12 protein-coding genes and 5 tRNA genes are annotated in these 14,782 nt (G+C 55.9%); 1 reads left to right on the top strand and 16 read right to left on the bottom strand.

Annotated elements, in window-relative coordinates; genetic code table 11:
- Window positions 1-65: 65 nt before the first annotated feature.
- From LZP73_RS10150 to recA, 10 genes are all read right to left on the bottom strand, one after another.
- Window positions 66-142: transfer RNA gene (locus tag LZP73_RS10150), tRNA-Arg, on the bottom strand.
- A gap of 28 nt (window positions 143-170) precedes the next feature.
- Window positions 171-247, bottom strand: a tRNA-Arg gene (locus tag LZP73_RS10145).
- Between the two features lie 63 nt (window positions 248-310).
- Window positions 311-387 (bottom strand) — tRNA-Arg (locus LZP73_RS10140).
- Window positions 388-416: 29 nt separating this feature from the next.
- A tRNA-Arg gene (locus LZP73_RS10135) sits at window positions 417-493 on the bottom strand.
- A gap of 22 nt (window positions 494-515) precedes the next feature.
- A tRNA-Ser gene (locus tag LZP73_RS10130) sits at window positions 516-607 on the bottom strand.
- A 202-nt stretch (window positions 608-809) separates the two neighbouring features.
- Window positions 810-1,007: a carbon storage regulator CsrA gene (csrA, locus tag LZP73_RS10125; protein WP_006082602.1), complete on the bottom strand. Its 198-nt coding sequence runs from the start codon at window positions 1,005-1,007 to the stop codon at window positions 810-812.
- A gap of 118 nt (window positions 1,008-1,125) precedes the next feature.
- A complete protein-coding gene (locus LZP73_RS10120) occupies window positions 1,126-2,400 on the bottom strand; it encodes an aspartate kinase (RefSeq protein WP_326490340.1) in 1,275 nt (424 codons plus the stop codon).
- Between the two features lie 37 nt (window positions 2,401-2,437).
- Window positions 2,438-5,062, bottom strand: a complete 2,625-nt coding sequence (alaS, locus tag LZP73_RS10115) for an alanine--tRNA ligase (RefSeq protein WP_234234776.1) — start codon at window positions 5,060-5,062, stop codon at window positions 2,438-2,440.
- A gap of 182 nt (window positions 5,063-5,244) precedes the next feature.
- The gene (locus LZP73_RS10110) at window positions 5,245-5,703 is read right to left on the bottom strand and encodes a regulatory protein RecX (RefSeq protein WP_442800737.1); all 459 of its coding nucleotides are present in this window, start codon (window positions 5,701-5,703) and stop codon (window positions 5,245-5,247) included.
- Window positions 5,700-6,764, bottom strand: coding sequence for a recombinase RecA (gene recA, locus LZP73_RS10105; protein WP_169564518.1), 1,065 nt, complete (start codon window positions 6,762-6,764; stop codon window positions 5,700-5,702). Before recA ends, LZP73_RS10110 begins: the two co-directional genes overlap by 4 nt.
- Before the next feature lie 330 nt (window positions 6,765-7,094).
- On the opposite strand from recA, the gene mutS reads away from it, so the two are divergent.
- Window positions 7,095-9,665: a DNA mismatch repair protein MutS gene (gene mutS, locus LZP73_RS10100; protein WP_234234772.1), complete on the top strand. Its 2,571-nt coding sequence runs from the start codon at window positions 7,095-7,097 to the stop codon at window positions 9,663-9,665.
- Window positions 9,666-9,777: 112 nt separating this feature from the next.
- Here the strand turns inward: mutS and rpoS are convergent, their stop codons facing one another.
- The 6 genes from rpoS to ispF all read right to left on the bottom strand — a co-directional run bounded on the left by rpoS (window position 9,778) and on the right by ispF (window position 14,780).
- A complete protein-coding gene (rpoS, locus tag LZP73_RS10095; RefSeq protein ID WP_169564516.1) occupies window positions 9,778-10,761 on the bottom strand; it encodes an RNA polymerase sigma factor RpoS in 984 nt (327 codons plus the stop codon).
- Between the two features lie 83 nt (window positions 10,762-10,844).
- Window positions 10,845-11,702: a peptidoglycan DD-metalloendopeptidase family protein gene (locus LZP73_RS10090; protein ID WP_234235256.1), complete on the bottom strand. Its 858-nt coding sequence runs from the start codon at window positions 11,700-11,702 to the stop codon at window positions 10,845-10,847.
- Between the two features lie 118 nt (window positions 11,703-11,820).
- On the bottom strand, window positions 11,821-12,456 hold the full coding sequence (locus tag LZP73_RS10085; protein ID WP_234234770.1) for a protein-L-isoaspartate(D-aspartate) O-methyltransferase: 636 nt from the start codon (window positions 12,454-12,456) through the stop codon (window positions 11,821-11,823).
- Window positions 12,453-13,202, bottom strand: a complete 750-nt coding sequence (surE, locus tag LZP73_RS10080; RefSeq protein WP_234234767.1) for a 5'/3'-nucleotidase SurE — start codon at window positions 13,200-13,202, stop codon at window positions 12,453-12,455. Before surE ends, LZP73_RS10085 begins: the two co-directional genes overlap by 4 nt.
- Entirely contained in the window at window positions 13,199-14,263 is a 1,065-nt protein-coding gene (gene truD / locus LZP73_RS10075) for a tRNA pseudouridine(13) synthase TruD (protein ID WP_234234765.1), read from the bottom strand. Before truD ends, surE begins: the two co-directional genes overlap by 4 nt.
- A 16-nt stretch (window positions 14,264-14,279) precedes the next feature.
- Complete coding sequence (ispF, locus tag LZP73_RS10070; protein WP_234234763.1) at window positions 14,280-14,780, bottom strand: 2-C-methyl-D-erythritol 2,4-cyclodiphosphate synthase; 501 nt, start codon at window positions 14,778-14,780, stop codon at window positions 14,280-14,282.
- Window positions 14,781-14,782: the final 2 nt, after the last annotated feature.

The raw sequence follows: 14,782 nt of genomic DNA, 5'->3' as shown, positions 1-14,782 counted from the left end.
TTCGACTGCACACATACCTTTCTACCGCACACACTGACAAAATATTCATCTCATCAGTATTGAATTGGTGCGCGTGGAAGGAGTCGAACCTCCGACCGCCTGGTTCGTAGCCAGGTACTCTATCCAGCTGAGCTACACGCGCATTTTTAAACATGAATAAGCAGAGGATTTGGTGCGCGTGGAAGGAGTCGAACCTCCGACCGCCTGGTTCGTAGCCAGGTACTCTATCCAGCTGAGCTACACGCGCATTTCAAATATTCGTTACAACTGATGCAAAACTGATTGAGTTAAAGATTAACTAATGCAGAAATGGTGCGCGTGGAAGGAGTCGAACCTCCGACCGCCTGGTTCGTAGCCAGGTACTCTATCCAGCTGAGCTACACGCGCGAATTGTATCGTACTGCTTTGATAAAAAATGGTGCGCGTGGAAGGAGTCGAACCTCCGACCGCCTGGTTCGTAGCCAGGTACTCTATCCAGCTGAGCTACACGCGCACTTTTTTCTATCGGTAAGAAATGGCGGAGAAGGAGGGATTCGAACCCTCGATGGGAGTTAAAGCCCATACTCCCTTAGCAGGGGAGCGCCTTCGGCCACTCGGCCACCTCTCCGTTTTCTTGGCGCACATATTACTGTTTGACGAAAATAAGTCAAACCCTTTTTCCCAAACAAATCCCATTTGAACTGTTTTTAAGCACATTGGCTGTATATCACGCCAATGTGTTGATTTAGAGGTTCTTTGGCAGTAGAAAATAAAAAAGCCAGTTAAAAAACTGACTCTTCTACGGTGTGGCATGCCTCATTCTGAATCGCTCAGAAATTGCCGCCTTCAGAAGGTGTACCCGATTTTTCAGATTGAATGCGTTGGTAGATCTCTTCACGATGAACAGAAACTTCTTTCGGCGCATTCACGCCGATACGCACCTGATTACCTTTTACCCCAAGTACTGTGACTGTGACTTCATCACCAATCATCAGTGTTTCGCCAACACGACGAGTCAAAATCAGCATTCGATTGCTCCTTTAGTTTCCATTTCAGCTTACATACGGCACGCATCCGTTATATGAGCTTATTATAAGGTCAGCTTAGTACAAATTAATAGTATTCAATACTAAAACGGTTATTTAATTACACCCTGTCGAGCCCAAGGGTCTGATGCAACAACCTGACCCCGTTATGCAGCTCTGCTTCATCGATAAGGATGGACACTATTCGCTGAGACCTTGAGAGTAACCTAACATGGATCCCTTGGCTTCCCAAAATATTGTTAACCTGACTGATCAGTCCAGTGTCGGGGGGTAAGCGGCTGCCCACCAAGGACACTTTAACCAGCTGCTTATGGTATTCCACCTTACCCAAGCCCAGACACTGACTCTGGCGATCGAGCAGCTTCAGGGCCGTGACCAGGAAATCCGCCGCCAGCGAAACCTGGAACAGCTGGAGCCCGGACTGGCCCTGGACATCTTGGCACCATAGCTCGGCCTCGGCGCCCAGCCCCTCGAGACAATCCCTGAGTAAGGCCTCGTTGGCCGGCGGGCATTCGATACTGAGCCAGACACGCGCCCTGCAGACGGCAATCCCCTGCACCGAGCCCACGGCATCCGCCGCTTCGGCATGCTGCACCAGGGTACCAGGACCGGGTTCGAAGCTCGACAGCACCCTCAAAGGCACCAGATAACGTTTGGCGTAGGCGACCGAATCCGGGTGCAACACCTTGGCCCCCAACCTCGCCATGTCGAACATCACCTCAAAACTCATGCCGTCGAGTTTTCTGGCACTCGGCGTCAAGTGAGGATCTGTGGTGAACACCCCGGCAACATCTGTATAGATCTGGCACTCGTCGGCCCCCATGGCCGCTGCCAATGCGACCGCCGTGGTATCTGAGCCGCCACGGCCCAAGGTAGTCACTTCGCCATTGCTATCCCGGCCCTGAAACCCGGCCACCACAGGAATGGTCCCCTCGACCAACAAGGCCTCGAGCAACTGAGTGTCCACTCTTTCGATACTGGCGCCACCGAACTGACTGTCGGTATGTATCTGTACCTGACTGCCGAGCAGGGATCTGGCCCTTAGGCCGCGCCGCTGCAGCGCCATCGCCATCAGGGCTATGCTGATCTGTTCACCGGTCGAAACCAGCATGTCTCTCTCACGCAGCAGCGCATACTCGCAGCCCTCGCCCGCGGCGAGGGCATCTGCGCTGGGAGCGATATTCGACGCCAGGGAAAATAGCCTGTTAGTCTCGCCGGCCATCGCCGAGAGCACCAAGATCTGACGCTCACCTGCGTGAGCGGATTTTGCTATCTGGTCGGCGACCGCCTCGATACGCTCAATCGAGCCTACCGAGGTACCACCGAACTTTTTCACAAAAAGCTTGCCACTACTAAGCTTTCGTTTTTCGGGCACTTTGACCTCTTAACTTTGTCTTTAACAGCACCGAGCCTTAAGCCAGACGTTCCGTTACCCAAGGCAAGGCTTGCGCCAATGCCGAGTCCAAGTGCTCTGGCTGAGTGCCACCGGCCTGGGCCATATCGGGGCGACCACCGCCCTTGCCGCCCACCTGACTGGCAACCATGGCCACCAACTCTCCGGCCTTGATCTTGGCGGTCAGATCGTTACTGACGCCGGCGATCAGGTTGACCTTGCCGTCTTTGGCCGTGCCCAGCACTATGACGGCGGACTTGAGCTTCTGCTTGAGTTCATCCTGCAGTCCGCGCAGCGAACCAGGATCGACCCCTTCGAGTTTCTTGATCAGCACTTTTACGCCATTGATGGCGACGGCATCAGTGGCCAGATCGGCACCGGCAGCGGCGGCGAGCTTGTCCTTGAGCTGTGACAGCTCTTTCTCCAGCGACTTCATCTTGTCCAGCTGCGCCTTGAGCTTAGCCACGACAGAGCCGGCATCGCCCTTGAGCAGGGATGCGGCTTCGGCAAGCTCGGCCTGCTGAGCGGCGACGAACGCCATGGCGGCGGCACCTGTCACCGCCTCGATGCGGCGCACACCGGCGGCGATACCGCTTTCCGAGGTGATCTTGAACAGACCTATGTCACCGCTGCGGCCCACATGGGTACCACCGCAGAGCTCGACCGAGAAGTCACCCATGGTGACGACCCGCACCTGGGCGTCATACTTCTCACCGAACAGCGCCATGGCGCCCTTCTCTTTGGCTTGATCTATGTCCATCACAGCCGTTTTCAGCTCATGATTGAGACGTATCTGGGCATTGACCAGATCTTCGACCCGCTGCAGCTCCTCCGGCTTGACCGCTTCGAAGTGCGAGAAATCGAATCTCAGGCGTTCAGGGTCGACCAAGGAGCCTTTCTGGGTCACATGGGTGCCCAATATCTGCCGCAGCGCCGCGTGCAGCAAATGAGTCACAGAGTGATTGAGCTGGGTGCGCTGACGCAGTGTCTGCTCCACCCTCGCCTCCAGCACTTGTCCGAGTGACAGGCTGCCCGAGGTCAGGACACCCTGATGACCCGTTGCCTGACCGTATTTCTGGGTATCTGTCACATCGAAAACGATACCGCTGGCCAGCAACTGGCCCTTATCACCCACCTGACCACCCGACTCGGCATAGAAAGGCGTCGAATCCAGCACCACCACGGCGTTGTCGCCCGCGGCTATGGCGTCGACGGCCACGCCGTCGACATAGAGTGCGGTCACCTTGCCTTCGGCGGCTAACTGGGTATAGCCGCAGAATTCCGTCTGTGCATCTATCTTGAGGCCGGCATTATAATCTGTGCCGAAGTTGCCTGCCGCCTGGGCCCGGCTGCGCTGCTCGGCCATGGCAACATCGAAACCTAACTCATCCACTGTGATGTTACGCTCACGACAGACGTCGGCGGTCAAATCCACGGGGAAGCCATAGGTGTCATACAGCTTGAAGACGGTTTCGCCGTCCAAAGTGTCACCCTCGAGTTCGTTCAGGGCGTTATCCAGTATCCCCAGGCCGCGCTCCAGAGTGCGGGCAAACTGCTCTTCTTCGGCCTTGAGGGCCTTCTCTACTATGGCTTGAGTCTCGGCCAGGCCCTTGGCCGCATCACCCATGACGGCAATCAGGGTAGGCACCAACTTGTAGAAGAAGGTCTCGGTGGCGCCCAGTTTGTTGCCATGGCGCACCGCGCGGCGAATGATGCGGCGCAGCACATAGCCACGGCCTTCGTTGGATGGCATCACCCCATCGGCCACCAGGAAGGCGCAGGAGCGGATATGATCTGCGATCACCCGCAGCGATTTATTCTCTAAGTCGGTGACGCCTATGATCTCGGCCGCCTTGGCGATCAGCGCCTTGAAAATGTCGATTTCATAGTTGGAGTGCACCCCCTGCATGATGGCGGCGATGCGCTCTATGCCCATGCCGGTATCGACCGAAGGCTTAGGCAAGGGCTCCATGGTGCCGTCCGAGTGACGGTTATATTGCATGAAGACTATGTTCCAGATCTCGATGAAACGATCGCCATCTTCCTCTGGAGTGCCGGGACGGCCGCCCCAGATATGCTCGCCATGATCATAGAAAATTTCGGTACAGGGACCACATGGGCCTGTGTCACCCATCTGCCAGAAGTTATCCGACGCATAAGCCGCGCCCTTGTTGTCGCCTATGCGGATGATGTTTTCTTTGGGCACACCTATCTTCTGGGCCCAGATGTCGAAGGCTTCATCGTCCGTCTCGTACACAGTCACGCACAGACGCTCTTTGGGCAGTTGCAGGGTCTCGGTCAGAAAAGTCCAGGCGTAACGAATCGCCTCTTCCTTGAAGTAATCACCGAAGCTGAAGTTACCCAGCATCTCGAAAAAGGTGTGATGCCTGGCCGTGTAGCCCACGTTATCCAAATCGTTATGCTTACCACCGGCGCGCACGCAGCGTTGTGAGCTCGTGGCTCGGGTATAGCTGCGTTTATCCATCCCCAGGAAGACATCTTTAAACTGGTTCATTCCGGCGTTATTGAACAGCAAGGTAGGATCATTGCCTGGCACCAGGGAACTGCTGTCCACTATCTGGTGACCATTCTTGCTGAAAAACTCCAGGAAAGCGCTTCTAAGCTCTGCGGTGGTTTGATACATAAATCATCCTGAATTGGGTAAGTCTGAATTAAACAACATCCGGGTTTGCGATGCAGCCGGAATGCCTATTTTTCCCAGCATTATAAGCAGACTGAGGGAGTACGACCAGTGCTGTTTGGCAGATAGCGGGCCGGGAGTGGGATTTTGAAAGCCGGGGTTAAGGGTTGCAGCAGATGTGAGACTCAGAATGACGATTCATCGTAGGGATCGTAATCCAAGGCGTAGGCTATCTGATCGTAGCTGAAGCCTTGCCCCATGAGGAAGCGAATGCGCCTGGCTTTCTCTTTCATGTCCTGGGTGCGGGGATCTGTGTATTTCTTGACTGCCTTGCTCTTGGCGAGCTCGAACCAGTCACAAGAGGATCTGTCCACTGCGGCGGCAATAGTTCCGGCGCAAAGGCCCTTCTGGGCCATCGCCTGTTTGATGCGTCCCAGGCCATGGCCCTTGGTGATATGGCTGCGCAGCAACAGATCTGCATAGCGGTTGTCATCGAGAAAACCGCTGGCTTCGCAGCCGTCGAGCACTGACTCTATCTCGACGGTCTCGAAGCCCTTGAGCAGCAACTTGGCCTTGATTTCATGCCTGGAATAATCGCGGCGCGCCAGCAGCGCTACCGCAACTTGTCGGGCCGACTGGCTCAGAATACTTCGCCTGTTTCCAGATCTACGTTCTCATCGCCGGCCGCCGGCTTAGCCACAGGCGCACCGCCCTTGCTCAGCAACAAGGCACGCAAGGCACCGTCGATCTCGGCGGCAATCGCAGGGTTTTCAATCAGATATTTACCGGCGTTGGCACGGCCCTGACCTATCTTGTCGCCCTTGTAGCTGTACCAGGCACCGGCTTTTTCCACCAGCTTGTGGGCCACACCCAGGTCGACCAACTCGCCTGTGCGGTTGATGCCCTGGCCATAGAGGATTTGGAATTCGGCCTGCTTGAAGGGCGCGGCAATCTTGTTCTTCACCACTTTGACGCGGGTCTCGTTGCCTACCACTTCGTCGCCTTCCTTGATGGCGCCGGTACGGCGGATATCCAGACGAACGGAAGCATAGAACTTGAGCGCATTACCGCCCGTGGTGGTTTCAGGGTTGCCGAACATCACCCCTATCTTCATACGTATCTGGTTGATGAAGATCAGCAAGGTGTTGGACTGTTTCAGGTTGCCCGCCAACTTACGCATCGCCTGACTCATCATACGGGCCGCCAAGCCCATGTGCGAATCGCCTATTTCACCTTCGATCTCGGCTTTAGGCGTCAGGGCGGCGACCGAGTCGACGATGATCACGTCCACGGCACCGCTGCGGGTCAGGGCATCACAGATCTCCAGCGCCTGTTCACCCGTATCTGGTTGAGAACACAGGAGGTTATCTATGTCTACACCCAGCTTCTGGGCGTAGATAGGATCCAGTGCATGCTCGGCATCTATGAAGGCACAGGTCTTGCCTTCGCGCTGAGCGGCGGCGATCACTTCCAGTGTCAGAGTGGTTTTACCCGATGACTCTGGACCATAGATCTCGACGATACGCCCCATAGGCAAACCGCCGGCGCCGAGGGCAACATCCAATGACAGAGAACCGGTAGAGATGGTTTCCACGTCCATGGAACGATCCTCACCCAGTTTCATGATGGAACCTTTACCGAACTGTTTCTCGATCTGGCCCAACACGGCGGCAAGTGCTTTCTCTTTATTTGGATCTACCTTCATTCCTGTTCCCTCTCCGACCACGCGATCGTGCGTGTAAAAAAGTATGGTGCGAGACAAAAGAGTTAACACTGCCTGTCTCAATATGCTCACTAGTATACTGTACAATCATACAGTATCAAGTGCTGGGTAAAATTTATTTTAACTCCTTGTCACCCAGATATTTGTGCGCTGCCGGCTCGGGAAAAAGCCAAAATAACCCATCTTTTGCGCCCTGAAGCACAGATAAAACCGCTACTCATTCAAAAAAATTGTTAATATTGGCCGCAGAATTGAAAGCCGCCATGGGTCAGCCAAAACCTGCGGAAAAAGGACAAGGGATAAAAGCCGTTAATGAATCTCATAGCCAGTGATCAGCTAGAAAAACATACCCCCATGATGCGCCAGTATTTGTCGATGAAGGCCGAGCATCCAGACATGCTGCTCTTCTATCGCATGGGCGATTTCTACGAACTCTTCTACGACGACGCCAAGCGCGCCTCCGAAATGCTGGGGATCTCCTTGACGGCGAGGGGCAAGAGTGGCGGTGATCCCATTCCCATGGCAGGGATCCCCTATCATGCGGTCGAAGGTTACCTGGCGAAACTGGTGCAGATTGGCCAGTCCGTCGCCATCTGTGAGCAGATAGGGGATCCCGCTACCTCCAAGGGCCCAGTGGAACGCAAGGTAGTACGGATAGTCACCCCTGGCACACTGACGGATGAAGCCCTGCTGCAGGAGCGGCAGGACAATCTGCTGGCGGCCGTGTATCAGGGCAAACTGGGATTCGGTTATGCCACCCTGGACGTGTCTTCCGGTCGCTTCGTCATCGCCGAGCTGGAGACCTGTGAGGCATTGGAGGCCGAGCTGCAGCGCACCCACCCGGTCGAGATCCTCTACAGTGAAGATTTTAGCCAGATGGGCCTTATCGAGCGCTTCAAGGGCAAGCGCCGCCGTCCCGAATGGGAATTCGATTACGACACCAGTGTGCGCCTGCTGCTGGAGCAATTCGGCACCAAAGATCTGCATGGCTTCGGTATCGCCGATGCCCGCACATCCCTGCAGGCCGCCGGCTGCCTGATGCAATACGTCAAGGACACCCAGCGCACGGCCCTGCCGCACATCAACTCGATAGTCAGATTCAACCAGAGCGATACCATAGTGCTGGATGCCGCGACCCGGCGCAATCTGGAACTGACCAGCAACCTCGGCGGTGGCCGCGACAATACCCTGGCCTCAGTGCTGGACAATACCGCCACCCCCATGGGCAGCCGCATGTTGCAGCGCTGGATCCATCAACCCTTGCGGGATCACCAAGCCATAACCGCCCGTCAGGAGATAGTGCAGGAATTGCTCGACTCGGGAGAATACGCCGGGCTGCATCAACAACTCAAGGCGCTGGGGGATGTCGAGCGCATCATGGCCAGGCTGGCACTGCGCTCCGCCAGGCCGCGGGACTTCGCCCGTCTGCGCCAGGCGCTGGCTTTGCTGCCTGAGATCCAGCAGCTGTTGGGCTCTTGCCACTCCAGCCATATCCACAGACTCGCCAGCCAATTGGGCGAATTTCCCGAGGAGCATGCCTTGCTGGCGCGCGCCATAGTGGATAACCCGCCCATGCTCATCCGTGACGGCGGGGTGATCCGCCCGGGTTACCATGCCGAGCTGGATGAATGGCGTGGCCTGAGTGAAGGCGCCAGCGACTACCTGGTGCAACTGGAGCAGCGTGAGAAGGCCAGAACCGGCATCGCCACCCTCAAGGTGGGCTACAACAGAGTCCATGGCTATTACATAGAAGTCAGCCGCCTGCAATCCTCCCAGGTGCCTCTGAGTTACCAGCGGCGACAGACGCTCAAGAATACCGAGCGCTACATCACCCCTGAGCTGAAGGAATATGAGGAGAAAGTGCTGTCGAGCCAGGGCAAGGCATTGGCACTGGAGAAGCAGCTGTGGGAGCAGTTGTTCGAGCTGCTGCTGCCCAGGCTCCATGAGTTGCAGCTCTTCGCCCGCGCCGCGGCCGAACTGGATGTGCTGAGCAACTTTGCCGATCGGGCCGAGACCCTGGATTACCAAAGACCCGAGCTGAGAGAGCAGGTCGGGATCCAGATTGAATCGGGTCGCCATCCTGTGGTCGAGCGGGTCAGTCAGACGCCTTTCATCGCCAATCCGGTCGAACTCAATTCTGACAGGCGCATGCTGATAGTCACAGGCCCCAACATGGGCGGTAAATCCACCTATATGCGCCAGGTGGCGCTCATCACCCTGATGGCACACATAGGCTGTTTCGTGCCGGCACAAAAAGCCGTGATAGGCCAGGTAGACAGGATCTTTACCCGCATAGGGGCATCGGACGACTTGGCCTCCGGCCGCTCGACCTTCATGGTGGAGATGACGGAAACCGCCAATATACTCCATAACGCCAGCGCCAACAGCCTGGTGCTGATGGATGAAATTGGCCGCGGCACCTCGACCTATGACGGCCTGTCGCTGGCCTGGTCGGCGGCCGAATACCTGGCGCAAAAGGTCGCCGCCATGACACTGTTCGCCACCCATTATTTCGAGCTGACTCAGCTGCCGGAATTGCTCGCCGGGGTCCATAACGTCCATCTGGACGCGGTAGAGCATGAAGACACCATAGCCTTCATGCATGCGGTGCAGGAAGGCGCCGCCAGCAAGAGTTATGGCTTGCAGGTCGCCGCTTTGGCCGGGGTGCCGGCACAGGTGATCAAGGCCGCCAAGTTCAAGTTGCATCAGCTGGAGAGCCGGGATCAACCCCATCAGGACGGCCTCCCCGCGCAGCAGGCCCTGTCCCTGCAGCCACTGCAGCAGGAGTCCCAGGCGCTGCTGCGGCTCCAGGCCATCAATCCGGACGAGCTGAGCCCGAGGCAAGCGCTGGAACTGCTCTATGAGCTGAAACGCCTCGCCTAGGCAGGCAAGAGCAGAGTGCATGCAGCAGCGACAAAAACGCCCATCCAGGATGGGCGTTTGTTTATCTGAGCTTTTTGTCTGGGGCCGGGAGCCGAGCGGCAATGTCAGGCTCTCAGGAGTCGCTTCTGAACAGGGCTTCGACAGAGAGGCCTTCGGATGCCAGCAGATCCCGCAGGCGTTTGAGCGCTTCCACCTGGATCTGCCGCACTCTCTCGCGGGTCAAGCCGATTTCGGCACCGACATCCTCCAGCGTCGATGGCTCATAACCCAGCAGCCCGAAACGCCGCGCCAGCACTTCCCTTTGCTTGGTATTGAGCTCGTTGAGCCATTTCACCACTGAGTTGGAAATATCCTCGTTCTGCACCTTGTAGTCCGGGCCCACATTATCGTCATCGGCCAGCACATCCAACAAGGCTTTGTCGTTATCGCCCCCCAATGGGGTATCCACAGAGGTGATTTTTTCGTTGAGTTTCAGCATGCGGCTGACGTCGCTGCTGGGAATGTCCAACTTGGTCGCGATTTCCTCGGCCGTAGGTTCATGATCCAGCTTGTGGGCCAATTCCCTGGCGGTACGCAGATAGACATTGAGTTCTTTCACCACATGAATAGGCAAGCGTATGGTACGCGTCTGATTCATTATGGCTCTTTCTATGGTTTGTCTTATCCACCAGGTGGCGTAGGTCGAGAAACGAAAGCCGCGTTCGGGATCGAATTTCTCTACCGCACGGATCAATCCCAGGTTGCCTTCTTCGATAAGATCGAGCAGAGCCAAGCCGCGGTTGTTATAACGGCGGGCAATTTTTACCACTAATCTGAGATTGCTTTCTATCATGCGGTTGCGGGATTTGGCACAACCTTTGAGTGACTTGCGTGAAAAGTAGACTTCCTCTTCCGCGCTTAACAAGGGCGAAAAACCTATCTCACCCAGGTAGAGTTGCGTGGCATCGAGATTCTTTTGCAGATCATCTTGTACCTGTTGTTCCAGCTCAAGATCTTGAACCAGAGTATTGCTGCCATCCTTATTGTCGGCTGCTGAATCGGGCTGTTTTGTGGAAAAATCGATAAGCTCAGCGGCAATGCTGTTATTTTGGCTCATAACTTTATCTCCCAAACATAAACTCACTATTTAAATTAACTTCACCTCTTTTTATCCTCCATGCCAATTCGGCAGCCAAACAATCAGTGTTTTGGCAAATACTTCAATGGGTTAACAGACTTACCGTGGTAACGAATTTCAAAGTGCAACATTACCCTGTCGGTCCCCGTACTTCCCATGGTTGCAACCCTTTGTCCTGCGACAACCTGTTGCTTCTCTTTGACTAAGATCTTATCCGCATGAGCATATGCGCTGAGGTAATCATCGCTGTGCTTGATGATCACAAGATTACCATAGCCTCTCAGTGCGCTACCCGCATACACTACGCGTCCATCGGCAGCGGCATTGATGACTGTGCCCCTGTTTCCAGCAATCTTAATACCTTTATTCCCTTGCTCATTGGCAGAGAAAGTACTCAAAATATCTCCCCTTACAGGCCACCGCCATCGGCTTACCCTGGCCGGAAGTGTCGGACTTGCCGAGTGGATAGACTTGTTAATAACCTGTTGAGCACCTGTAACAGAGTACGCAGGCTTGACCTTGTGATCAAGTACTTTTTTTGTACTACTGGTTTGAGTTGTTTGAGTATTAGTGGCAGGTTTGGGCGTCTTGTTCGAGGTGGTTTTAGCGGTTTTTTGGGTGCCCGCCTTGGCCGTATGCCGCACTGTATATGGCTTTTTCTTGGTCCAGCTGCGTTTGCCCGGCTGCAATTTGAGCTTCTGTCCCGGGTAAATGGTGTAAGGCTTTGCCAGCTTATTCAGTTTGGCAATTGTAACAAAATCTTTACCTGCCCCCCAGGAGATGGAGTACAAGGTATCGCCCTTCTTGACCGTATAGACGCCGGTTTTTATCGAGCCCCTGTCATAGGTTGGGGTCCCGTTAAGGTAAACATTTTCGACGGGTGCCGGGCGTCTGGCCTGAAAACTACAGCCACTGAGCATGAATGTGATGAGCAAGGCCAGAATTGTCAATTGCCCTAAGTTCAAATTTCCTTTTCCCTTGTCTATTTCAATCACATTCACCCGGGCCATGGCCGGCCCTGAAAGCATAGGTCGCGAGTTAAGCCAGGCCACCGCTGACCAGGGGCACAAACCTGACGCCCTCTATCACCTGATGTTCGAATCTGTCACCCCGTCTGGTGATGCGCAGCAACTCCTGGATCTCGTCCCCGACAGGGATCACCAAGACACCGCCATCGGCCAGCTGTTCCAACAGCGGCTGTGGAATACTCTCAGGCGCCGCCGTGACCATGATGGCATCGAAGGGGCCGCGGTTCGGCCACCCCTGCCAGCCATCACCGTATTTGAAGGAGATATTATGCAAGTCCAGTCGCTTGAGCCTCTGTCGCGCCTGGATCTGCAGGCTCTTGATCCTCTCTATGGTGCATAACTCGGGCACCAGTTGCGCCAGGATGGCCGCCTGGTAGCCTGAGCCTGTGCCTATCTCCAACACCTTCCTGGGGTGGTGCTGCAGCAACAGCTCAGTCATGCGCGCCACTATGTAAGGCTGGGAGATGGTCTGCCCCTGGCCTATGGGTAAGGCGGTATTTTCATAGGCCTTATGGGCCAGGGCATCGTCGAGAAAAAGTTCTCTTGGGGTGTTGGCGACGGCCTGCAACACGGCCTGATCCCGGATCCCAGCTTCATGGAGTTTTTTTGCTAGATTCTGCGCCGATGCACTGGCGAGCCGATTCATATATTCTTGACCCAATTTTCCAAACCCGACAGCTGACTGTAAGCGGTCAAGTCCACAGTTAATGGAGTGATGGACACATAGCCATTGGCCACTGCGTCGAAATCCGTGCCTTGGCTGGCATCCTGTTCTATTCCCGGAGGCCCCAACCAGAAGATTTCCCTGCCGGCGGGATCTTCCATCCGTACCATGCCTTCGGCCTTATGGCGGGCACCCAGACGCGTGACCCGGATCCCCTGGATCTCCGCCAGGGGCAGATCCGGCACATTGACGTTGAGGATCTGATCCTTCGCCAGGGGATGACTCAGCAGGCCCTTCACTATCCGGGCGGCAAACACAGCCGCAGTGTCATAATGCAGCAGCTTGCGCCCCACCAGGGAAATGGCGATGGCCGGCAGCCCCAGGAAGCGCCCTTCCATGGCGGCGGCGACGGTGCCCGAATACAGGGTATCGTCCCCCAGATTGGCGCCGGCGTTGATGCCTGAGACGACAATATCGGGTTCCTGATCGAACAATTCCCGGATGGCCAGGTGGACGCAATCCGTCGGCGTGCCGTTAACCGACACGAAGCCACCCTCTAACCTATTAATTCTTAATGGGTTAGTCAAGGTTAATGAGTTGCTCGCGCCGGAACAGTTTCTGTCGGGAGCCACGGTCAGCACTTCGGCAAACTCGCCCAGGGCCTCTGCCAGCGCCTTGATCCCCGGGGCATGCACCCCATCATCGTTACTGACCAATATTTTCATCACGACTCCTGTGTGGGCTTATCTGCCGCGACACTTTCCTGCCACTGGCGCTCTTTGACATCCTGGTAATCGAACAACTCCCTGAGCAGGGAGGTTGCAAAACTGCCGGCCGGCAACACAAACTCCAAGGTCATCACATCGTCCTGTACCTGATATTTTAACCCCTGGGGCTCCAGCATCAAGGGACGGCGCTCCTGCTCCAGCCCGGCGTGCTCCAGGCCGTAGCAATCCTCGCTCAGTTCACTCACAGCCTGGGTTTCCATCGCCGCCGCCTCGCCCTTGGGCAAGATCTGTCCCCGGCCCCATAAGGGTGCCGACAGCTGGATATCTTTCTCGGCCAAGCGTTTGGCAACCACCTCATCCCACTGCTCGGCGACGAAGAAGCTCTTGCTGCCGCTGAGCATCACGCAATCCCCCGCCATGGGCGTTATGCCATGTTGGCTCAGGCGATAAGACACCACCTGGTTGAACAGGTGTGAGCGCACCGCCGACAGGTACATGCTGCGCTTGTTTCTGTCTTTGACCTTGCGCCCCGCCAGCATCTGCCGCCCAAGCACCAAATTCTTGCCGTCGTGACCGAAACGCTGTTCACCGAAATAATTCGGCACCCCTGTCTTGGCCACTGCAACCAAGCGTGTCACCACATCCGCGATATCCGTGACGTTACGCAGGGTCAGGATGAACCTGTTGCCCAGCAGGGCCCCGGTGCGCAGCTTCTTGCTATGGCGGCTGCTCGTGAGGATAGTCAGCTTATCGCTGTTCAGGCTCGCCCAGTCCGGCGTGTCCTTGCCCGGGATGCGCACCCCAAACCATTGCTCTGTGATGGCATTCTTGTCTTTCTGACCGGCAAAGGTCACTTCCTTAGGATGCACCTTGGCAAACTTGGCCAGCATCTCCGCCACCTGCACCGTATTGAGCCCTTCCTTGCGTACGTGCAGCATATGATGCTCGCCTTCGCCCGTCGGGCTGAAGGGCAGGATTTCCTTGACGATAAAGTCGCTGTTGTGGGTCCTTAGATCTGCCTTGGCGGCAGGTTTACCGTACAGGTAATGTAATTCACTCATGGGAAGCTGATATCTCTTAGTTTGTCGCTTGGTTAGCTGTCTTGGCCGTCATCAGCACCACGGCTTCGACGGCAATACCTTCTTTTCGGCCTGTGAAGCCAAGTTTTTCTGTGGTGGTGGCCTTGACGTTAATCGTCTCTATGTCGCTGTCCAGATCTTGCGCCAATACCTGCCTGATGGCCTGGATATGGGGCGCTATCTTGGGCGCCTGGGCTATGACGGTAACATCCAGGTTGCCCAACTCGAAACCTTTATCCTGTGCCAGGCGGTAGCAATGGCGCAGCAGCACCCGGCTGTCGGCGCCCTTAAAGGCGGCGTCCGTGTCGGGAAAGTGCCGGCCTATGTCGCCGAGGGCCATGGCACCGAGCAGCGCATCCGCTATGGCGTGCAGCACCACATCGCCATCCGAATGGGCTATCAAGCCTGTCTCATAGGGCACTTCAACCCCGCCGAGGATCAGCGGCGCATCACCGCCAAATTTATGTACGTCGAACCCATGACCTATACGCATTTTCATCT

The organism is Shewanella sp. AS16 (assembly GCF_021412365.1).
GTDB lineage: Bacteria > Pseudomonadota > Gammaproteobacteria > Enterobacterales > Shewanellaceae > Shewanella > Shewanella salipaludis.
This window is presented reverse-complemented; position numbering and strand designations above follow the sequence as displayed.